The sequence below is a fragment of the Pisciglobus halotolerans genome, assembly GCF_900113675.1.
Lineage (GTDB): Bacteria > Bacillota > Bacilli > Lactobacillales > Carnobacteriaceae > Pisciglobus > Pisciglobus halotolerans.
This window is the reverse complement of the sequence record NZ_FOQE01000006.1, coordinates 1-22779: the sequence shown is the minus strand read 5'-3', so window position 1 is coordinate 22779 and position 22779 is coordinate 1. Positions and strand designations below refer to the sequence as shown.

Genomic DNA, 22779 nt, shown 5'->3' with positions numbered 1-22779 from the left:
CACCTTAACCTTCCATTAATAATAATTCTGGATCTGCTAACAATCTCTTGATATTGTTCATTGCTTTTTGAGCTGTAGCTCCATCAACGATACGATGGTCAAAACTTAGTGAAAGTTTCATCATACGGCCAACAACAATTTCGCCATCTGCATTTACTACTGGTTCTTGGCTGATTGTTCCAACACCTAAAATAGCTACTTCAGGATAGTTGATAACTGGTGTGAACCAGCCGCCACCAACTGAACCAATGTTACTGATTGAAATAGAGCCGTTTCTCATATCTGCTGCAGCTAATTTACCTTCATGTGCTTGAGCTGCTTTTTCATTGATTTCATCTGCAATTGTAAACATACCTTTTGCATTTGCGTTCTTAACGTTTGGTACATACAAACCATGGTCTGTATCTGTAGCAATACCAATGTTGATGTAATCTTTATATACGATTTCTTGAGATGCATCATCGATTGACGCATTCAATACAGGGAACATTTGTACTGTTGAAGACAAAGCTTTAACAACATATGGCAAGAAGGTCAATTTTGTACCTTTTTCAGCTGCCACTGCTTTAAATTTCTTACGGTGATCCCAAAGTTTAGACACTTCAACTTCATCATGTAAAGTAACATGAGGAGCTGTATGCTTGCTGTTGACCATTGCTTTAGCAATAGCTTTTCTTGTCGCTGACATTTTTTCACGACGTTCTTGATCTTCCATAGAAGAAGAGAATGGTTTTGCAGGAGCTGCTTTTTCTTGTTTTGCTTCTGCTGGTTTTGCTGCCGTTTGTTTTGTTTCTGCTGGTTTTGCTTCTGCAGCAGAACCGCCGTTTTGAACAAAGTTTTGAACGTCTTCTTTTGTTGTACGTCCGCCTTTGCCTGTAGCGTTAACCAAACGGATATCAATGTCATTTTCACGTGCAAATTGACGTACAGATGGCATAGCTAATACGCGTTTGTTAGGATCTACTTCAGCTGAACTTGCAGATGAAGTTGTAGCACCTTTAGCAGGGTCTTCTTTCATTGCTGCAGTTGAAGCTGGAGCAGCAGGTGTTTGATCTTCTGCAGGAGCTGTTTGTTCTGAGACGTAGTCAGGTGCATCGATTTGCATCAATACGTCACCAACATTTGCAACTGTTCCTTCTGATACTAAGATTTTCTTCACTGTACCAGAAACTGGAGATGAGATTTCTTCTACAGATTTATCATTTTGGATTTCTGCTATAGAATCTTCTTCTTCGATCGTGTCGCCTTCAGCAACTAACCATTTTACGATTTCGCCTTCTGCCATTCCTTCACCTACGTCAGGCATTCTGAATTCGTACAATGCATTGCTTCCGCCAGCAGGTGCAGCTGATTGAGCTGGTGCTGATTCAGCTGGTGCTTCTGCAGCTTCTTCTTCGTCTTCATGTCCTGGAGCATCGATTTCCATCAATACGTCGCCAATATTTGCAACTGTTCCTTCTGATACTAAGATTTTCTTCACTGTACCAGAAACTGGAGATGCGATTTCTTCTACAGATTTATCATTTTGGATTTCTGCTATAGAATCTTCTTCTTCGATCGTGTCGCCTTCAGCAACTAACCATTTTACGATTTCGCCTTCTGCCATTCCTTCGCCGACATCGGGCATTTTGAATTTATAAGCCATGAAAATTTCTTCCCTTCTCTTCTTTTGTTCATTTATTAGATAGGCATTTTATACTGTACAAGAACAAATACAATCTCTTGACCCTGAAACGTCTATCGATTGTATTCGTTCAAGTTCATTGTCCTAAATTAGAAATTTACAGTATTTTTGACTTTTTCGATAATATCATTTGCATTTGGTAACCAGTCATTTTCTGCAAGACCAAATGGGAAGACTGTATCTGGAGCAGCTACAAACGCTACTGGTGCTTCTAATGAAAGAACTGCACGTTGAGAAATTTCAGAAATAACTGTAGCTCCGACACCAGCTTGACGCTGAGCTTCTTGAACCACTACAGCACGTCCTGTTTTTTCAACTGAAGCGATGATAGTTTCGATATCTAAAGGAGAAACAGTTCTCAAGTCAATGATTTCTGCAGAAATGCCATCTTTTTCAAGTTGGTCTGCTGCTTTGATTGCTTCGCGAACCATAGCGCCGTAAGTGATGATTGAAACATCTTTACCTTCACGTGTAACAGCAGCTTTGCCTAATGGAACAGTATATTGTTCTTCTGGAACTTCTTCACGGAAAGAACGATACAATTTCATGTGTTCTAAGAATACAACAGGATCATTGTCGCGGATAGCGGAAGTCAATAAACCTTTTGCATCGTATGGGTTTGATGGAATAACAACTTTGATACCAGGTGATTGTGCGATCAATCCTTCTAAGTTATCAGAGTGCAATTCTGGAGTGTGAACACCACCGCCGAATGGTGAGCGAATCGTAATTGGCATATTACGTGTTGAGCCCATGCGGTAACGTGTACGAGACATTTGACCTGAAATAGAATCCATTACTTCAAAAACGAAACCGAAGAATTGAATTTCTGGAACAGGACGGAAACCTTGTAATGATAATCCAATAGCCATTCCACCGATAGCTGATTCAGAAAGTGGTGTATCACTCACACGGTCATCGCCATATTTGTCGGATAGACCAGCTGTAGCACGGAAAACGCCGCCGTTTTTACCAACGTCTTCACCAAAAATCATTACTTTTTCATCTTTTTCCATTTCTTGATCAAGAGCTTCAGTAATCGCTTGGATCATTGTTTTTTGTGCCATGATTATTTATTCTCCTTTGCTTCAAAAGTTGCAATTTGTTCCTTAATGACTTGAGTTGGTTCTTCGAACATGTTCTTCAAGAAATCAGAAACTTTTTGTTTAGGTGCTTGGTCTGCTTCTTTAGCAGCTGCTTTAATTTCTTCTTTTGTTTTTTCGATTAGTTCATTTTCTTTTTCTTCAGACCATAGACCTTTTTCAGTCAAGAAGTTACGGAAACGAATCAATGGATCACGTTGTTCCCAGTAGTCAAAACTTTCTTGAGTACGGTAACGTGTTGGGTCATCACCAGAAGTTGAGTGAGGACCAAAACGAGAAGTGATCGTTTCAATCAAGACAGGACCATTTCCAGCCAATGCCCATTCTCTAGCTTGTTTAGATACAGCATAAACTGCTAATGGATCCATTCCATCAACTTGGATACCAGGAATACCTACTGCTACAGCTTTTTGAGCTAATGTCTTAGCGCCTGTTTGTTTTTCACGAGGAGTAGAAATAGCATAGCCATTGTTTTGGATATAGAAAACAACTGGTGCTTTGTAACGAGCTGCGTAGTTCAATCCTTCGTAAGTGTCCCCTTGAGATGAACCGCCATCACCTGTGTAAGTGAATGTTACAGCATCTGCTCCGTTTAGTTTTTGTCCAACCCCACTACCCATAGCTTGGATGATTTGTGCACCAATGATGATTTGTGGTGGCATTGCATGTAAATCTTCAGGATAGTTGTTTCCTTCAACGTGTCCACGAGACCACAAGAATGCTTTTGAAACAGGTAAACCGTGTAAAATCAATTGAGGGATATCACGGTATCCTGGGAATAACCAGTCTTCTTTTGTAAATGCGTATTGACTTGCGATTTGAGAAGCTTCTTGTCCTGCAGTAGGAGCATAAAAGCCAAGACGTCCTTGACGAGCCAAAGCCATTGAGCGTTCATGCAAAATGCGTGACCACACCATCTTCTCCATTAAATCTACTAATTGGTCGTCTGATAAATCAGGCATGATGTCTTCGTTAACGACTTTACCGTCCTTGTCTAAGATTTGTACCATTGGAAAAGCAGCATCTATTGTGCTTAACAATGCTTCATAATCTACAGGTTGTTTCTTGTTAGCCATCTGTTTACCCATTCCTCTCTTTTAGGTTCCTTGTGTAGTTTATTGTTAACACAGTTCATTAAACTGTATTAATCTACATCGTTTACCTTACAAATTTACCACGGTTCCGCTGATTTTGCAAGCCGTTACTATTTTTTTTATTATCCTCTGCTTTTTTTCATTTTATTCTCATCATTCCCTTTTTATTTTCCTCAAAAATAAGCAGCACAGCGCTTTTTCTTCCCCTTTTGCATTCATATCCGCATTGCATTTTTTAAATCACGGCTAACAAACAGACAGAACGAAAAATACTTTTTAAATGAAAAACTGTTATATAATTGCTAAAAAACTGTAACACTTCTGTTTCGTTATTTTCCTATTTTTCACAAGAATCCTTTTACCCTTCTGCTTTTTTCGTTTTTTTAAGTAGTACAATTTTGTATTTTATATTTTATGTAAAAATCACCTTTCAATCATGGTCAATGTCGCAAAGCACGGGTCCAATCCTTTCATTCAAAAAGCAGCAGCGCAAACTTCTTCAGAATCTAAGCTATCTTTTATATAGTCCATTTGCTATCTCATCTATCTTTTTGCAAATCAAAAAGGACCGTATCTAAGCTGCCCCGTAAGTTGGAATTTTTCATTCTTACTTTTTGGGGACTGTACACCTAGATACTGATCCTTTTTTATCTATTCATTTCATTTAAATGATGCCTTGCGTCAACATAGCTTGAGCAACTTTTTCAAATCCAGCAATGTTTGCTCCTAATGTAAAATCTCCAGGATATCCGTATTGAGCAGCTGTATCTCTAACTTTTTGATAGATTTGCTGCATGATCTCTTTCAGTTGACTATCTACTTCTTCAAAGGACCAGCTCAGACGTTGACTGTTCTGGCTCATCTCTAAAGCTGAAACTGCTACTCCTCCTGCATTCGCAGCCTTAGCCGGTCCATATAATAACCCAGCTTTTTTGTACAGCTGAATGCTATCCAGGTCACTTGGCATGTTAGCCCCTTCTGCAACAGCAAAAACGCCTTGTGCAATTAATTTCTCTGCTTGTTCTTTCATGATTTCATTTTGCGTTGCACAAGGAAGAGCAATATCAAAAGCAATCTCGTGATCCCAGATATTTCCTTCATAATAGTTCGCTTCGCGATGAATCTCTGCGTATTCTTTTATTCTTTCCCTCTTTACTTCTTTGAGGTGTTTAATGGTTTCTAAGCGAATCCCTTTTTCATCGATAATATAGCCATTTGAATCAGAACAGCCAATAACTGTTCCGCCGAATGCAGTGACTTTTTCAATTGCATACTGAGCTACATTGCCGCTACCTGAAACCATGACTTTTTGTCCTTTAAAAGATTTTCCTGCATCTTCGATCATCGCTTTAGTAAAATAAACTAATCCATAGCCAGTTGCTTCTGTCCGGCCTAAACTTCCACCATATAATAGAGGTTTGCCAGTCAAGACGCCATTCTGAAAGCCATTCAATCTTTTATATTGCCCAAATAAATAGCCGATTTCTCTAGCCCCTACTCCTATATCTCCAGCAGGCACATCGATGTCAGGCCCGATATACTTTTGCAGTTCAGTCATAAAACTTTGACAAAAACGCATGATTTCTGCATCAGATTTTCCTTTAGGGTTAAAGTCACTGCCGCCTTTTCCGCCGCCAATCGGCAATCCCGTTAAGCTATTTTTAAAAATCTGTTCAAACCCAAGAAACTTGATAATGCTTTGGTTAACCGTTGGATGAAATCGCAAACCACCTTTATATGGACCGATCGCCGAATTGAACTGTACACGAAAACCGCGATTGACTTCTGCTTTTCCTTCGTCTGTTACCCAAGGAACTCTAAATTGAAGAATCTTTTCTGGTTCAAGGATTCTTCCTAAAATATTTTGATCGATCCATTCTGGATGTTTGTCTAATGCCGGTTCAATCGTATCTAAAAATTCTTTAACGGCTTGTAAAAATTCTGGCTGATACTCGTCTCGTTCACATGTCAGCTGGTAAATAGATGCAATATATTTTTTAGTCTCAACCATAAAGGTACCTCCATCAAATGAAAACATACTAACTTTTTGCACACCATTATCTCATAATCTCTATCAGAAAGAAAGCTTTTTTTCAACGTGCAATATCTTCTTTTTTTTGTTAAAATAGAGTAGTTATAGATAAAAAGTTAGCGTTTTTGGAAAGAATGATAGGAGCGAGGCAGTAAAATGATTACTATGAAAGATATAATTAAAGAAGGGCATCCGACATTGCGTTTGACAGCAGAAGAGCTGCCTATTCCAGTTTCACCGGAAGTCAAACAACTTGGCAAAGATATGTTGACATTTTTGATCAATAGTCAAGATCCTGAATTGGCAGAAAAATACCAACTAAGAGCTGGTGTAGGATTAGCTGCTCCTCAGGTTAATCAATCTATTCGTATGATTGCTGTTCATATCCCTGGTATAGAAGAAGGCATAGATGAACCCATTTTAAGTACTGTTATGATCAACCCGAAAATTGTTAGCCATTCCGTTCAAAATGCTTGTCTTGCTGAAGGAGAAGGATGTTTATCTGTGGACCGAGATGTTCCTGGATACGTTCCAAGACACAGTCGAGTAACGGTGACTTATTATGATTTAGAAGGCAACAAACATAAAAAACGATTGAAAAACTATCCTGCTATCGTTGTCCAACACGAAATCGACCATATAAACGGCATCATGTTTTATGATCATATCAATGAAGAATCTCCTTACTACCTTGAAGAAGGTATGGATGTTATTTCTTAATATAATAAACCCACAAACAATAAAGAGCCGAGACAAACATCTCGGCTTTTTATGATGGGATTTTTTCAAACTTATTATGAAATTATTTTCTATGAGATAAGTTCAAGCTCTTTTAACGCAAGTGCGATACCATCTTCGTTGTTGGAAGCAGTTGTCCTGTCTGCTCTCAGCTTGATCGATTCCAATGCATTTCCCATGGCTACTCCTGTTCCTACCTTGGTCAGCATTTCCTCATCGTTCATACCGTCTCCAAAAGCAATCGTGTCTTCTCTATTGAATCCTTTTTTCTTCGCAAAATGCATCACTGTGTTTGCTTTAGATCCATCATGCGGCAACACGTCTACCCCATTTTCGTTCCAACGGACAAATCGAAATTTCGAAAACTGTCCATTTTCGTAGTCTCCTTTTTCTTCTTCTCTATAAAACAACAAGGCTTGAACAAGAGAATGATGTTGATAGAAGTCACGATCATATTCAGGAACACCAAAACCAACTTCTCGCATAGCTGATTCCATTCTAGCTCCCGCTTCTTCCGTTCTTCTTCTAACTTTTTCAGGCGTTTCATAGGCTAAGCCATGACCATTTTTGTCAGCTAGCTGTATTAAGCGATCTAGTTCGTACCTATCCAATGGATTTTCGTAGATCATCTCATGATCAAAATAGCCGGCAGCTCCATTACAGACAATGTAATGCTTTAGTTCCAATTCTTCAATAACGATTCTCGCCATAGACAGGTTTCTTCCAGTTGCAATGACGACCTGATGACCATTTGCTTCTAATTCCCGAATAGCTGCTTTTGTACTCGGCAAAACTTGTTTACTGTCATCAAGGAGTGTTCCATCAATATCAAAAAAAATCATTTTGCTTTTCATTACCAATACGTACCTGCCTCTCAAAATTTGATTAACCGCTTTTATTTTAGCGAACAAACGAAGGATAAGCAAAACAATTTACAATAAAGAAGTGCAAATGTCCTTCTTTTTAAGGAAGAGGAGCAAAAGTTAACTTCTATACTTCATCACCAAATTGTGTTAAACTAATGATAGCCGTTGCGGTAAGCTGCAACAAAAAGTTCGGGAAAAATAATGATGCGTTATTAATGAAGAGAAGATTCTATTCATTTATAAAACTTGTTTTTGCGTTTCAGTATCTGCTCCATATTGACATCGTTTGGAGAGAACTGCTTCGCTTTTTATCTATACAGGTATGTTTTACCCCGTACATGACGACGCGAAAAACAAAATTGAATCATCAAAGGAGAGAAAAAAATGATTTTTAAAGTCACTTATCAAGAAGACAAAATTTCCAACCCAAAAAGAGAAAAAACGAAAGCTTTATATATTGAAACAGAGAGCGCTGTAGAAGCACGCTATTTAGTTGAACAAAATACCCCCTACAATATCGAATACGTTCAACTTTTAGATGAAAAATATTTGGCTTATGAACAAAAAAGTCCTGATTTCAAATTAACGGAGTTCAACTAGATGAAACCAAATATCAAAAATAATGAAGCTGCCGTTTTTGCGATAGGGGGATTAGATGAGATCGGGAAAAATACTTACGGCGTTCAATTTCAGGATGAGATTATTCTTTTAGATGCAGGAATAAAATTCCCTGAAGATGATTTGCTAGGTATTGATTATGTCATTCCCGATTATAGTTATATTGTTCAAAACATCAATAAAGTGAAAGGTTTATTCATTACTCATGGTCACGAAGACCATATCGGTGGGATCCCTTTCCTTTTACAACAAGCGAATATCCCAATTTATGCTGGTCCGTTAGCGTTAGCACTGATCAAAAATAAATTGAATGAGCGAGGATTGTTACGAGATGCAGAACTTCATGAAATTCGTGAAGATGATGTAATCAAGTTTAGAAAAACCAGTGTGAGCTTTTACCGAACCACTCATAGTATTCCAGAAGCATTTGGTGTTGTTGTAAAAACACCGCCAGGCAACATCGTTCTAACAGGAGACTATAAATTTGACTTTACGCCTGTCGGATTGCCGGCTAACTTGCATAAAATAGCTAAGATCGGTGAAGAAGGCGTTTTAGCTCTACTTTCAGATAGTACAAATGCTGAAGTTCCAACCTTTACTCAATCTGAACAAATCGTTGGCGATTCCATTGCAAATATCATGCAAAAAGTTGAAGGCAGAATCATCTTTGCCACATTCGCTTCAAACATTTCGCGTATTCAACAAGTGGCCAATGCTGCTATCAAAACTGGTAGAAAAATCGCTGTATTTGGTCGGAGCATGGAATCCTCAGTAAAAACTGGGAAAGAATTAGGTTATATTACAGCTCCAGAAGATACTTTTGTAGAACCAAGAGAAATCAATAAGCTTCCTGCTGAAGAAACCATTATTTTATGTACTGGTTCTCAAGGGGAACCTATGGCTGCTTTAAGCAGAATAGCAAATGGTACGCATCGCCAGATCTCTATTCTGCCTGGAGACACAGTTATTTTCTCCAGCTCACCTATTCCAGGTAATACGACAAGCGTCAATCGTTTGATCAACTTGCTGACTGAAGCCGGCGCCAACGTCGTTCATGGCAAAGTCAACAATATTCATACTTCTGGACATGGCGGTCAACAAGAACAAAAATTGATGTTGCGTTTGATGAAACCTAAATACTTTGTTCCTGTTCACGGAGAATATCGTATGTTGAAGATCCACACAGGATTGGCTCAACAAGTTGGTGTACCGAAAGACAATTGCTTTATTCTTAATAATGGTGACGTCCTTGCGCTAACAGAAGACACCGCGCGCCAAGCTGGTCACTTTGAAGCCGGAGACGTATACGTGGATGGCAAGGGTATTGGAGATATCGGGAATATCGTGTTACGCGATCGTAAACTTCTTTCTGAAGAAGGTTTGTTGGTCGTAGTTGTAACAGTTGATTTTAAATCCCGTCTTATTTTAGCCGGACCGGATATTCTTTCAAGAGGTTTTATTTACATGAGAGAATCTGGTCAGCTGATCCATGATGCCCAAAGAGTCGTGACAAGAAACTTAAAGAAAGTCTTTAAAGAAGAACAAGTCACTGAGCAAATGATCAAAACTTCTATTATTCAATCATTAAAGCCTTTCTTATATGAACGTACAGAAAGAAACCCAATGATTCTACCCATTATTATGCCAGTTTAATAAAAAAAGGAATCCGGAAAATTTCCGGATTCCTTTTTTTATGAAGTCTATTATTTTTTTTTATTGCTCATGAAAGTGGTAAATTGGTTCTTCTCTTTCTTGATCAAAATCTACTTCTAAGTCATGTCCGCTAAAAAACCATTCATCAGAATGATTGATGAAGTATAAAATACCACCTTTGGTTGTGGATGCTAGCAAATCTCCACCAGGTTCTTCAACATTCATTGCTACTGAGAAGCCTTCATGGATTTCCGTTTTCCCATATACTTTCCCTAAAAAACGGATACCATACCCTTCAGGAATTCCTAACTCGTCTTCAAACCATTGTTGAGCTTGATCGCTTATCGTTATCTTCATGATGATTCACAGAATAAATCTGTGTTGCCTCCTCTCATTTCCTCACTACAACTAGTTTAGCACAGATAAAATAAGATTACACTTCTAAAAAGTGTAACCGTGCTTTCACCAGACAAAGAGGATGAATCAACTTAAAGAAACAATCCCCTATTCAATCAACTGATTTCTAAAAGCGTAGATGGTGGCTTGAGTACGATCTTCAACGTTTAATTTAGCCAGTATATTTGATACATGGGTTTTAACCGTTTTTAGTGTAATAAACAATTCATCTGCTATCTCTTGATTTGATTTCCCTTGGGCTATCAGCAGCAAAATCTCATGTTCTCGACTCGTTAATTCGTCATGTAACTGAGGCTGATGCTGCTTAGAAAAGTGTTCCATCATCTTACCTGTTACTTCAGGTTCTAACACCGTTTCTCCTTGATATGTAGACCGAATAGCATCTGCTATCTCACTGGCCGTTGATGTTTTCAAGATATAGCTGGCTGCTCCTGCTTCTAAAGCAGGATAGACTTTCTCATCATCAATAAAACTTGTTAAAATAATGATTTTTGCTTCTGGCCATTCTTTCAAGATGGCTTTAGTCGATGCTATGCCATCCATTTCATCCATGACCAGATCCATCAGAATAATATCTGGTCGCAGCTCTACAGCCTTTTCAAATCCTATTTGGCCATTTTCAGCCTCACCGACCACTTCCATATCTGGTTGAACCATTAAATAAGAAGAAACACCTAATCTCACCATTTCATGATCATCAACTAATAACACCTTTATCATTCGTTTCACTTCCTTTTACAAGCGGTATTTTGATCTCTATACTTGTTCCTTTATTTTTAAAACTAATGATTTTGCATGTCCCACCCATGCCAGAAACTCTTTCGCGGATGTTTTCCAGACCATAACTACCCGCTTTTTTTATGTTTGGGTCAAATCCCACACCATCGTCTAATACACGCAAAGAAATCGTTTGATCAATTTGATCTAAATAAACTTCCAATTCTTTTGCTTTACTGTGTCTTAATGTATTGGACAGCAACTCTTGGATAATCCGAAAAAGATGGTCTTCTATTCCTTTTGGCAAGGAAACATCTTCGATCGACCAAGTCAGTTTCATTTGGATTTTTGTGCGCAGTTCCTTTAACAATTGCACGATCCCATCTTTTAAACTCTTACCTTCTAATTTCACAGGACGCAAATGTAGCAGCAATGCACGCATTTCAGATTGAGACTCATTAATGATCATCTCCACCCGTTCCAGCTGGCTTTTAATAACTGGATCGCCATCTTTCATCTGTTCACTTAATGCTGACAACATCATCATAGCTGCGAATAATTGTTGGCTGACAGAATCATGAAGTTCTCTTGCAAGCCGGTGCCGTTCTTTTTCCAAGATCTCCTCTTTTGTCAGTTGATCAACCATCAAAGGTTGACTGCTGTATTCTTGAACTTCTTTAGACAACTGAATAAGCTTTTGCTGAATAGTGACGACATCTCGACTAATATTTTGGATCACAACAGTTTCTTTAAAATCCTCTAAAGGGATCCTGCTGATACTTTCACCTGCATAGTAGTTTCCTTTAGCTAAATCTTCCAATGCTTGTTGGATTTTTTCTGCTTGTCTTCGAGAGCGAAAATAACTAAAGAAAATCAGAATTCCTGAAAGGATGGCAGCTATTGCTAATTCATAAAAAACAAACGGGATGTATAAAAAGCGATGAGTAAACACCGTTAAATACCATTCATGATCATTGGAAGCATAGCTGAACGAAATTGTGATAAATAAAAGCAGGATAAAGATAAACAAAAAAGTCGGGAAAAAATAGGTCTTTAATTTTCTGCCCATTATACAGAGATCACCTCCAGATCTCCTAGAAAAACAGAGGTAATGATCTTTAATTTTCTAGTGCTCTCATCATAATCCTTACTATAGATTTTTAAAGTCTCATTTGATAAGGAAATCGTTTCTCCTTCAAATATAACTTTTCCGTTTAAAGTATGGTGCTCTAATAAAATCCCTGTTCCAGTTGGGACAAGAATTCTTGTTTTTCCAAACCCTTTACGCAAAACGACGAAGTTTTCTGATTTGGGCAAAAAGGTATTTCCTAAGTCAATGATGGTATCGCCAGCCAAAACAGAAAGGTTGATATCATCCCACTCATAGACTTGGTCACCTATTTTTGTATTGCCAAGCCATTCATATTTTATTTTTTTCCCATTTTTAGGCATTTTTTCTACTGTATCTACGACGATCATGTCTTTTTTATTCCAAGGCGCATGTTTAAAAAGACGGTTATCCATTTTTTTTAAGTGGGATTTTCCTTCTGATAATAACCATACACCGTTCACAATAAGGAATACCCAGAAAGATGTCAAAGAAAATAATGAAAATAAAATCAAAAATAGTGAAATTAAATAATAAGGAGTTTTATTTTCTTTTTTGCTACTTTGAACCGAGAAAAAAATAAATAACCCTAAAATGATCATTCCCAGTATAAAAAGGTGTGTTGTAATTTGATAAATCAGCCATAATACTAATACAGCCTCAATGAATAAAAAAGCCCTCCACCTATTCTTCACTAATACGAACCTCCTTCTTGCTATTATTCCTCATCTAACAGTATAGCTCTTTTTTCATCAAAATACAGCTGCTTAAGCATGAATTGCCTCTACAACTAAAGTCCGAAAAATAAGTCTAAAAAAGACTTCTTTCACCTCTCCTAGTATTTTCATAAGAGACAAACAAGGAGCGTTAAAACAAAGCCGACTGACTTGTTTTAACGCTCCTTGTTTGTTCACCAATCACAATTTAGGCAACAACAGAAAAGTATCTATCATTGTTTATTGAACAGTTGTGATTTTGATTTTCATGTCTCCACCAGGTGTTTCAATCACTACTTCATCATCGACTTTTTTACCAATCAATGACTTAGCGATAGGAGAATCATTCGAAATTTTTCCGTTGAACGGATCTGCTTCTGCACTGCCGACGATTGTATATTCTTCTTCATCTCCATCGGGCAGTTCAATAAATGTAACAGTTTTTCCGATTGAAACTTCATCAGCTGCTGATGTAGAATTATCAATAATTTCTGAAAAACGAAGCATATTTTCGATTTTTGTAATGCGACCTTCTACAAAAGCTTGTTCATCTTTTGCAGATTCATATTCAGAGTTCTCAGATAAATCACCAAAACTGCGAGCAATTTTGATTCTTTCAATGACTTCTCCTCTTTTAACTGTTTTTAGTTCTTCTAATTCTTCTTCTAATTTCTTTTTCCCTTCAATAGTCATAGGGTATGTGCGTTCAATCATGTTTCTCTCTCCTTCAGTGGTTAAACTACCTTTCTTTTAAAAGTGGTAGCGTACTCATTTGCTAATAATTTTAATAGTGACAAGATACCATGCCCTTATTAAAAAGTAAATACTTTATTTTATATTTTTGAAATATTTGTGAAAAAATTAGCGATCTTTCGTTATTTTATTTTTCATTCGTTTCTTTCTATTTCCTTCAGTTATGGATTTTGTCTCTTAATCCCTTGTCAAATCAACATAAGTGCCTGTCTTAATGTTTGCAAGATAAAAAGCTTTCTTTACTACCATACTTTTTTCGTAAACAAATTTCTTCATTTTGTACAATATTGTATGAACACCTTGATCCTATAACGAATGGAAAAGAACATGTACGTTGCCTTTCTTACAAGTTCTTTTCCATTTTAATCAACTAACGGATGAGTTTATTTTTTGATAAAAATCTCGCCTCGTGTATCGTGCTTCAACGTTTTTCAAGGATGCTGTGGATTTTCGTCGTCATCAAATCAACAGCCACTTGATTGCGGCCGCCTTCAGGAATGATGATATCTGCATACCGTTTGGTTGGCTCAACGAATTGATTGTGCATCGGCTTTACGACCGTTAAGTATTGATCTATGACAGAGTCTAAGGTTCGTCCTCTTTCTTCGATGTCTCTTTTGATCCGACGAATGATACGGATATCATCATCTGTGTCCACATAAACTTTGATATCCATCAAGTCACGAAGATCAGGATGATCTAAAATCAATATTCCTTCCAAAATGATTACTTCTTTTGGTTCTTGAATGATGACTTCCTTGCTTCTTGTATGTCTCGCATAATCATAAACCGGTTTTTGGATGGTTTGATATTGAAGCAGTTCTTTGACATGTTCGATCAGCAAGTCTGTATCAAAGGCAAAAGGATGATCATAATTTGTTTTTAACCTTTCTTCAAAAGACAAATGGCTTTGATCTTTGTAATAATAATCTTGTTCGAGCATTAAAATAGAATGTCCTGAAAAGTGATTAAAAACAGCCTGGCTGACACTCGTTTTTCCGCTACCTGATCCTCCTGTTACTCCAATGACGATAGGTTTTTTCTTTATTGACATAACTGATCCTCTTTTCTTAGTTAAAAGCATTGAACGTCTCTCTGTTCAATGCTTTTATTGTTTCTCTTATGCAACTGTCTATCTATTAGTCAAGATAAGCTGCTTTATTTTCCAAATGTTCTTGATACGTCTCTGCAAAATAAACTTTTCCTGTTTTCAAGTCCGCTAAGAAATAAAGATCTTTTGATTCTTGTGGATTCAAAGCTGCTAGAATACTTGCTTTGCTTGGGCTGTTAAAAGGTCCTGGTCCATACCCAGTGTGAGCATATAGATTATATGGCGAATCAACCTTCAAGTCTTCAAGCGTGACTTTTTCTTTATGAAGATTTAAAGCATAAAGGACCGAAATATCTGATTGCAAAGGCATTTCTGCTTCTAAACGATTATAAAAAACACCTGCAACTCTTGTACGATCTTCATCATGAATAGCTTCTCTCTCGACTAATGAAGCAATCGTCAATATTTCTTGGACTGTTCGTCCTTGCTCTTTAATTTTTGCATAGTCATCTTTCAAAATACTGTTCGTTTTAGCCAACATGCTTTCAACAAGTGTCTCTAAGTCCATATCTTCATAGTAATCATATGTAGCTGGATAAAGGTATCCTTCCAGAACATATTTTGTGTTTTTTGCATCCATAGCACTTTCCAATAGATCTGGATATTTATCCAGCATCTGATTTAAAAATGCTTTGCTCTGGATCAGTTCGAGAAAATCATCTGCAGAATAAACGGTACTTTTTTCGATCGCTTCTGCAATTTGATCAATCCCTACGCCTTCTCTTATCGTTACTGGATTAGAAGAACCAAAAGCTACATCGCTTCCGCCTGTCTGTAATTGATGAATGATCTGATCAATATCCATAGAAGGAGAAAAAAGATAATATCCTGCTCTAAAATTCGACTCGTGGTTAATTCGTGTATAAATATTAAAAACTGAAGCACTTTTGATGATGTTGTTTTTCTCTAAAATCTTCGCGATATCTGTCGAAGAAGACCCAGAAGGAATTTCTATTTGGATTTCTTCAGTGTTCGCCTTGTTCACCGGTTCGAGAGAAGTTGTATAAAAACGGTAGCCAGTGAATCCTAGCACCAAGACAAGAATGATAAGAACGGTAATGATTCCAAGAACAATTCGTCGAACAACTTTTTTTTCTTTCTTTTGATCATATTGATCATTACGCTCACCAATATATTGGCTATTTATTTTCTTTGAAGTATCCTCTTTTTTTCGATTTGCCAATCATAGGCCTCCTAACTGAACCAATTGTATAGATCATACTGATTGGTCCCGCTTTTCTCTCATTATTATACATGAAAACAAAGCTGATGAGAACCCAAAAAAAAAGCTAACAGTATCGTTAGCTTTTTTAGAAAAGCAAAAGTGTGTTAAATCCTTTATTCTTCTTCATCTTCCATAAAAGTATTGAGTACTTCTTCGATCATATCCCACTCTGCTTCTGTTTCGATTGGATTTAACTGTCCTTGTTCTCCATTTTCATCTTGGATAAATGAAAATGCAGACAATTCCACTTCTTCTCCTTCAGCTGCACCAGCCGGATAAACCAAAACATAAGATTTTTCAAAATCATCTGAATCAAATGTAAATAAAATTTCGTATAATTCTTCGTTTCCTTGTTCATCAACAATCGTGATGTGTTCGTGGTCATGACCATGCTCGTGATCGTGTTCGTGAGCCATTGTAAGACCCCTTTCTATTTTTTATTTTTTCTACAACTCATTAAATGGATCAATAAACTAGCTAGGATGCTGATCTAAATGGTTCTGCAAAATCATGACCGCTGCTAGTTTATCGATCACTTTTTTTCGTTTCCTTCGAGATGCATTTCCTTCTTCGATCAACATACGCTCTGCTTGAACCGTCGTTAATCGTTCATCTTGAAACGCTACAGGCAATTGAAATTGCTTTTCCAGCATCTCTGCATACAGCATAGAAGCTTCTGCTCTTGGGCCAATCGTGTTGTTCATATTTTTGGGCAAACCCACAACGATTTTTGTGATCTCATATTGTTCGATCAATTCGGCGACTCTTTCCAATCCGTATTCCCCTGCGTCTTCATTGATCTGAATAATTTCGATTCCTTGTGCTGTCCACCCAAAAGGGTCGCTAACAGCAACACCAACTGTTTTTGACCCTACATCTAACCCCATCGTTCTCATATATCTTTTCTTTCACTTTTTAGATAAGATTTTACGAGTTCTTCAACAATTTCATCTCTTTCATGCCTTTTGATTAAGTTTCTGGCATCTTTGTGACGTGGGATGTAAGCTGGATCTCCAGATAACAAATATCCCACGATTTGGTTGATTGAGTTGTATCCTTTTTCATTTAAAGCTGTATATACAATAGACAATGTTTCTTTGACATCTTTTTTGCTGTTGTCGCCAACGTTGAAACGAACTGTTTCATCTAATGACCCCATTTTATTACACCTCTATTTCTGTTAACTACAGTTCTTATTTTACAAGAAAGCACTTCAAACTACAATGCTTATCCTCAAACATTTGGAATAATTCAATGACTACTAGAAGAAAGCTTGTTGTCTTTCTTGAAAACACATCCCTGATTCAACTGATTTTAAATGAGCCATCTTAGAATGGTTAGACATTTTCTTGGATCCAATCAACAGCTCTTTTCAAAGCAGCTGTCAGCCCCTCAGGATTCTTGCCGCCAGCTTGTGCCATATCAGGACGTCCGCCGCCACCACCGCCAACGATCGGTGCGATTTCTTTGATCAAGTTACCTGCTTTCAAACCTTTGTTGATCATTTCTTTATCCATAGCTGCTAGCAAGTTGACTTTACCGTTTGTGATCAAGCCAAGTACTAACACATTAGAAGCTGCTTTTTGTTTCCATTGATCAGCTAGTTGACGCAGTTGATTCATATCTTTCACATCTACTTGAGCTGCAATAACCGAAACGCCATCAATATCTTGAGGCTCATTAAAGATATTTGCAACTTGTTGATTTGCCAATTTAGCTTCTAACGATTCATTTTCTTTACGCAACATTTTCAGTTCGTCTTGAAGTTGTTCTACTTTTTGGATAGTATCTTTTGTTTGTTGAGCTTTGACCAAGCCAGCAATCGTTTCTAAACGTTGATGTTCTTCTTCCAGCAACGCATATACAGCTTCACTTGTAATGGCTTCGATCCGTCTTACACCTGCTCCTATTCCAGATTCTGATACAATTTTAAAGATGCCGATTTCGCTGGTGTTTCTGACATGAACACCACCACATAATTCGATAGAATAATCTCCTACATTGACAACACGTACATCGTGTCCGTATTTTTCGCCAAATAAAGCCATTGCTCCCATTTCTTTTGCAGTATCAATATCTGTTTCAAGTGTAACCACTGGAATAGAAGCCCATATTTTTTCATTGACCATTTGTTCCATTCTTTCTAATTCTTCAGTCGTCACTTGTCCAAAATGAGTGAAATCAAAACGCAAATGGGTTGGTGTTACTAAAGAACCAGCTTGATTTGCATGTTTGCCGAGAACGTCTTTCAAAGCTTGATGCAGCAAGTGAGTAGCGGTATGATTTCGCGTGATTTTGCGACGAGCATCTTTATTAACAGATAAAATATACGTCTCACCAACCGATAGTGGTGCTACGACTTCAACTTTATGCAGCGGTTGTCCGGCTGGGGCTCTTTGTACGTCTGTCACATTTGCAACGATCGTACCATCAAGAGACTGAATGACTCCCGTATCTCCTACTTGTCCACCCATTTCAGCATAAAAAGGTGTTTGATCAAAAATCATTTCAACGGATGTTCCAGCTGCTGCTTGTTCAACTAACTCCTCTGAGGTTGCGATCACAACCAGTTTACCTTTTGCCTCCACTGCTTCATATCCCAAAAAGCGGCTTTCCTCAGTAACGTTAGCAAAAAGTCCAGTTTGTACGGACATCGATTTATCATCGCTTCGTGCTGCACGTGCGCGTTCCCGCTGCTTATCCATTTCCTTTTCGAAACCTTCATGATCAACTTCTAGTCCTTCTTCTTCCGCATATTCTTCCGTTAATTCTACTGGAAATCCATAAGTGTCATAAAGACGGAATATATCTTCTCCGTTCAATTTTTTTTGGCCTTTTTCTTTTAAAGCTTTGATCAATTGGTTTAGCATTTCTAAACCTTCATTGATCGTTTCATTAAAGCGAGCTTCTTCATTCTTGATTACTTTTTCAATAAATGCTTCTTCCTTAAGAATTTCTGGGTAGTGGCTTTCCATGATTCGACCAACAACTGGAACGAGTTTATACAAGAACGCTTGGTGGATCCCCAGTTTTTTTCCATGCATCACAGCTCTACGCAGTAAGCGTCTTAAGACATAACCTCGTCCTTCATTTGAAGGCAATGCACCATCACCGACTGCAAAAGCAACAGCGCGAATATGATCAGCGATTACTTTAAAAGAAACATCCTTTGCAGGATCATTTCCATACTTTTGATCACTCATTTTTTCAACTTCTTGAATGATCGGTAAGAACAAATCCGTTTCAAAATTGGTTGGTGCATCTTGGATAATAGAAACCACTCTTTCAAGTCCCATTCCCGTATCAATATTCTTATGCGGTAGTGGTTCGTAAGAGCCGTCTGGTTTGTGATTAAATTCAGAAAACACTAAATTCCAAATTTCTAGCCATCTTTCATTTTCGCCGCCAGGGTAATTTTCAGGATCATCTGCTGCAACGTTGTTATACGTTTCTCCACGATCATAAAAAATTTCTGAATCTGGTCCACATGGGCCTTCACCGATGTCCCAAAAATTGTCTTCCACTTCAATGATATGATCATCAGCTAAACCGATGTCTTCTTTCCAGATACGTTTTGTTTCTTTATCTTCCGGATAAACCGTTACGTATAATTTTTCTGGTTCAAAAGCTAACCACTTTTCACTAGTCAAGAACTCCCAAGCCCATTCGATTGCTTCTTCTTTAAAGTAATCTCCAATGGAAAAATTACCCAACATTTCAAATAATGTATGATGACGAGCCGTTCTACCAACATTCTCAATATCATTTGTCCGAATACTCTTTTGAGCACTCGTCATGCGTGGATTGTCAGGAATCACTGATCCATCAAAGTATTTTTTCATCGTGGCAACTCCTGAATTGATCCAAAGCAAAGTAGGATCATCTACCGGTACCAATGACGCACTTGGCTCAACTTGATGATGTTTTGATTTAAAAAAGTCTAAATACATTTGACGTACTTCGCTGCTATTTAATGTTTTCATTTTTTCACTCACCTTTTGTTTTTTGAATTTATTTATGTTTTTTCAATTTCGGTACCTGTCATTTTTAACAACAGACGTATGATGAAATATAAAAAGCCTATTCTCTATTGCAGAACAAGGACGAAAAAATCGCGGTACCACCTTGCTTGCAATGAAAAGAATAGACTGTTTCATTACCTCTTTATGTCTCAATAACGGGAGCGCCGATAGTATTTCTACTATTTGTGATGAAGGGAGCAACTTGTTTAGTTTACTGGTCTTCTTTCAGCCTAGGAAAACCTTTCTTTGAGCAAATAATAAACAGCTATATCCTTCATTTTTACATTGTTTCAACGTTAAAAGTATATGAAAAAACACATGAAAAGTCAACCTAAAAAAAGCTGACACCTCAGTCTTTAGAGATTTAAATTGAACTCTCTTTCTAAGGTGAATCCTGCTCCCCAAACTTCGCTCGCACTGGTGACGACAACAAAAGCTTTAGGATCTACTGCTAAAATAGTATCTTTTAATAAGGTAAATTCGTGTTCTGCAACCACACACATGATCATTTCTTTATCGGTATTTCCATAACCACCTTTTATTCCAAGGTTGGTCACGCCTCGATTAACATTTTTGAAAATTGCCGTTTTAATTTCATTTGGATAATCAGAAATAATGAGCACACTTTTAGAACGGTTCAAACCAACTTGGATCAAGTCGATCGTTCGACTGACGATAAACAACGCGATCATGGAATACATGATCGTTTCCGCATCAAAGGCTGCAAAGGCTGCTACAATAACAAGCCCATCTACTAATCCTGCACTTAACCCTAAAGGAAGGTGTAGATATTCGTGAACGACTTGAGCTACAATACTCGTTCCTCCGGTTGAAGCTTTTGCTCGATAAACCAAACCAATGCCGATCCCTGAAGTTAACCCGCCAAACAAAGCTGCTAATAACTGAGAATCAGTCACAGGTTCCAAAAACGAAAACAGACCAATAAAAGCTGGCATAGCTAAGCTTCCTAAAACCGTTTTATAGAACGAAGCTTTTCCTAAAGCTACATAACAAAGCGCCAATAGCGGAATATTTAAAGCAAATTGAATCATGGCTGGATCCCAAGAGAATAAAGTATTTAAAATCGTACTAATCCCACTAACGCCTCCCGAAACGATATTATTCGGCAATAGAAAAACTTTAAAAGAAACCCCAGCTATAAGAGATCCTATCAATACATAAAGAATATCCATCGCACTTAGTGTATATTTAGATGCCACTTTTTTCAATTTTCTTCATCCTCTCTTTTTACGCACATCTTGCTTATTCTATCATCGTTTGCAAACAAATAAAGACAGAAAATTCAAAAAATGAAGATTTTTTTATATAATGTCTACTGAACAATTAGGCTAATTTGTAATAAAGGAAAGTTCAAAAGAACCTTCCGGCTTTTTATCCGATTCTTTATTTGACTAAAAAAAGAGCACAAGTGATTACGATGAATATTAGCTACATTCATCGCAATGACGGATAAGGCAATTGTAGTCAAGGTGGTTTCACGGAGTTTGGTACGAATATTTTCCATACCGAAACAGCGCTTCAGTAAACTGAAGCTGCGTTCAACTGCTACACGGTCTGCATTATCGCGGTATTCGATTTTTTTATCTCTAGTTTGGTCTTTCTTCGGCCGACCAAGTGATGGTCCGGCTAGGCGAATGTCTCGTGCCTTGCAGTAAGACCTGTTTTCTCGATTCCGATAGATCTTATCAGCGAGAATCCGCTCAGGATAACAGCCGTTTCGATCGTAGAAACGGCGGACAGCTTGAACCAACACAGAAGCTTCATTGTAAGCATCAAAACTGGTCTTTTCAATCCGTGCCATCCCATTTGAATCGATACTCAGATCCAGCTTCGCTCCGAATTCAACTGTTGTTTTGGATTTCCCTCGAACAATCGGTCGCAGCCAAGGTTGAGAAAAGCTGACGATGCGGTCTTTTACGGAATGCATCTTTTTATCGAACATTTCCTTCTGCTGGTCATAGATACGACAAATGACGTCGAGTGTTTTTTGTTGTTTCTCGTTCAGTTTGATCCCTTGCTCGAGATAACCTTTAATGTAGTCGATATCTCGGCGTACGTATCCAAGTAACTTTCGTATTTTAGGGCGCAGCCATTTGACTGACTTTCTTTTGCGGCGAACAATTGACAAGTAATCTTTTCTAGCTTTCTTGCGATACATACGAGGCTTAGAGAAACCGTTGGTATCACAAATGTCGTCTACCATCTTTTCTGCATGCGTACGTGCTTCATTGAGCAGTTCTGTATCCGTAGGATACTTGATTTTTTGAGGCGCACAAGTTGCATCTAAGATCAATGTTCCGGCATTCCCCGAATCATTCGAATCCGCATCGTCATCAGTGTCGTTATCGTTATCTTGATTTTCTTTGGCTAAGGCGTAATCAATAATTTTTTCATTGATCTCGGTCAGTGTTACAGCGTCCAAGCGTTTGCGAAAATAAACCATCGTCGAAGAGTCGAATGGTTTTTCCTCTTGATAGCCGGGTAAGCCGATAAAGAATTGAAGATAAGGGTTTTCTTGGATCTGAAGGACAGTCTCTTCATCAGAATAACCGTATTCTATTTGGATCAAAAGGGCACCCATAGCCATGCGAAGCGGTTTTGCGACATTGCCTTTTTGATTGCGAAAGTTCTTGGCGTAGTCCTTTTCCAGTTCAGCCCAAGGGATCCATTCTGCTTTTTCAATCCATCTATTTTTCGGGTTCATTTTTAGTCCCATTGGTTGGTTGAAGTCTTCGAAAGCGATTTGTGAATACGGTTGTGATTTATACACGTTTCTGTCCTCATTTCAGTAAAAGTGCAAGGTTTTGTTCGACATCCTATAAAAACCCTTGCATCTATTATATCAATCATTAGTTGTAAAAGGCAGCAGAATAAGCATAGTTTATTATTCAGCAGACATTA

21 protein-coding genes are annotated in these 22779 nt (G+C 37.8%); 3 read left to right on the top strand and 18 right to left on the bottom strand.

Features of this window, described 5'->3' with window-relative positions:
- Positions 1–4: 4 nt before the first annotated feature.
- From BM057_RS03325 to gdhA, 4 genes are all read right to left on the bottom strand, one after another.
- Entirely contained in the window at positions 5–1645 is a 1641-nt protein-coding gene (locus BM057_RS03325) for a dihydrolipoyllysine-residue acetyltransferase (protein ID WP_092091480.1), read from the bottom strand.
- 128 nt (positions 1646–1773) lie between these two features.
- Positions 1774–2751 carry an alpha-ketoacid dehydrogenase subunit beta gene (locus BM057_RS03320; protein ID WP_047390136.1) on the bottom strand — a complete coding sequence of 326 codons (978 nt, stop codon included), beginning with the start codon at positions 2749–2751 and terminating at the stop codon, positions 1774–1776.
- Positions 2752–2753: 2 nt separating this feature from the next.
- Positions 2754–3863, bottom strand: a complete 1110-nt coding sequence (pdhA, locus tag BM057_RS03315) for a pyruvate dehydrogenase (acetyl-transferring) E1 component subunit alpha (RefSeq protein ID WP_047390135.1) — start codon at positions 3861–3863, stop codon at positions 2754–2756.
- Between the two features lie 682 nt (positions 3864–4545).
- Positions 4546–5892, bottom strand: coding sequence for an NADP-specific glutamate dehydrogenase (gdhA, locus tag BM057_RS03310; protein WP_092091478.1), 1347 nt, complete (start codon positions 5890–5892; stop codon positions 4546–4548).
- A 177-nt stretch (positions 5893–6069) separates the two neighbouring features.
- On the opposite strand from gdhA, the gene def reads away from it, so the two are divergent.
- A complete protein-coding gene (gene def / locus BM057_RS03305; protein ID WP_047390133.1) occupies positions 6070–6633 on the top strand; it encodes a peptide deformylase in 564 nt (187 codons plus the stop codon).
- Between the two features lie 89 nt (positions 6634–6722).
- On the opposite strand, the gene BM057_RS03300 is transcribed toward def, so the two are convergent.
- Entirely contained in the window at positions 6723–7505 is a 783-nt protein-coding gene (locus BM057_RS03300; RefSeq protein ID WP_047390132.1) for a Cof-type HAD-IIB family hydrolase, read from the bottom strand.
- Positions 7506–7901: 396 nt separating this feature from the next.
- Between BM057_RS03300 and BM057_RS03295 the strand changes: the two genes are divergently transcribed.
- Entirely contained in the window at positions 7902–8117 is a 216-nt protein-coding gene (locus BM057_RS03295) for a DNA-directed RNA polymerase subunit epsilon (protein ID WP_092091476.1), read from the top strand.
- Positions 8118–9788 (top strand): ribonuclease J1, encoded by a 1671-nt coding sequence (gene rnjA, locus BM057_RS03290; RefSeq protein ID WP_092091474.1) that lies wholly within the window; start codon positions 8118–8120, stop codon positions 9786–9788.
- A gap of 60 nt (positions 9789–9848) precedes the next feature.
- Here rnjA and BM057_RS03285 read toward each other — a convergent pair whose 3' ends face one another.
- The 13 genes from BM057_RS03285 to BM057_RS03225 form a co-directional block, all read right to left on the bottom strand.
- Positions 9849–10145: a HesB/YadR/YfhF family protein gene (locus tag BM057_RS03285; protein WP_092091472.1), complete on the bottom strand. Its 297-nt coding sequence runs from the start codon at positions 10143–10145 to the stop codon at positions 9849–9851.
- A gap of 147 nt (positions 10146–10292) precedes the next feature.
- Positions 10293–10925 carry a response regulator gene (locus BM057_RS03280; protein WP_092091471.1) on the bottom strand — a complete coding sequence of 211 codons (633 nt, stop codon included), beginning with the start codon at positions 10923–10925 and terminating at the stop codon, positions 10293–10295.
- Positions 10903–11991 carry a sensor histidine kinase gene (locus BM057_RS03275; RefSeq protein ID WP_092091469.1) on the bottom strand — a complete coding sequence of 363 codons (1089 nt, stop codon included), beginning with the start codon at positions 11989–11991 and terminating at the stop codon, positions 10903–10905. Before BM057_RS03275 ends, BM057_RS03280 begins: the two co-directional genes overlap by 23 nt.
- Positions 11991–12725, bottom strand: a complete 735-nt coding sequence (gene liaF, locus BM057_RS03270) for a cell wall-active antibiotics response protein LiaF (protein WP_092091467.1) — start codon at positions 12723–12725, stop codon at positions 11991–11993. The genes BM057_RS03275 and liaF overlap by 1 nt, the downstream gene beginning before the upstream one ends.
- Positions 12726–12986: 261 nt before the next feature.
- Entirely contained in the window at positions 12987–13460 is a 474-nt protein-coding gene (gene greA, locus BM057_RS03265) for a transcription elongation factor GreA (RefSeq protein ID WP_047390125.1), read from the bottom strand.
- Between the two features lie 460 nt (positions 13461–13920).
- Positions 13921–14553, bottom strand: a complete 633-nt coding sequence (gene udk, locus BM057_RS03260; protein ID WP_047390124.1) for a uridine kinase — start codon at positions 14551–14553, stop codon at positions 13921–13923.
- Between the two features lie 85 nt (positions 14554–14638).
- On the bottom strand, positions 14639–15793 hold the full coding sequence (gene mltG, locus BM057_RS03255; RefSeq protein ID WP_092091465.1) for an endolytic transglycosylase MltG: 1155 nt from the start codon (positions 15791–15793) through the stop codon (positions 14639–14641).
- A gap of 155 nt (positions 15794–15948) precedes the next feature.
- The gene (locus tag BM057_RS03250; protein ID WP_047390122.1) at positions 15949–16251 is read right to left on the bottom strand and encodes a DUF1292 domain-containing protein; all 303 of its coding nucleotides are present in this window, start codon (positions 16249–16251) and stop codon (positions 15949–15951) included.
- Positions 16252–16308: 57 nt separating this feature from the next.
- Complete coding sequence (gene ruvX, locus BM057_RS03245; protein ID WP_092091463.1) at positions 16309–16731, bottom strand: Holliday junction resolvase RuvX; 423 nt, start codon at positions 16729–16731, stop codon at positions 16309–16311.
- On the bottom strand, positions 16728–16994 hold the full coding sequence (locus BM057_RS03240; protein WP_092091460.1) for an IreB family regulatory phosphoprotein: 267 nt from the start codon (positions 16992–16994) through the stop codon (positions 16728–16730). The genes ruvX and BM057_RS03240 overlap by 4 nt, the downstream gene beginning before the upstream one ends.
- A 178-nt stretch (positions 16995–17172) precedes the next feature.
- Positions 17173–19818: an alanine--tRNA ligase gene (gene alaS, locus BM057_RS03235; protein ID WP_092091458.1), complete on the bottom strand. Its 2646-nt coding sequence runs from the start codon at positions 19816–19818 to the stop codon at positions 17173–17175.
- A 395-nt stretch (positions 19819–20213) separates the two neighbouring features.
- Positions 20214–21077, bottom strand: coding sequence for a YitT family protein (locus BM057_RS03230; RefSeq protein WP_245741790.1), 864 nt, complete (start codon positions 21075–21077; stop codon positions 20214–20216).
- A gap of 113 nt (positions 21078–21190) precedes the next feature.
- Positions 21191–22648 carry an IS5 family transposase gene (locus BM057_RS03225; protein ID WP_092091456.1) on the bottom strand — a complete coding sequence of 486 codons (1458 nt, stop codon included), beginning with the start codon at positions 22646–22648 and terminating at the stop codon, positions 21191–21193.
- Between the last annotated feature and the right edge of the window lie 131 nt (positions 22649–22779).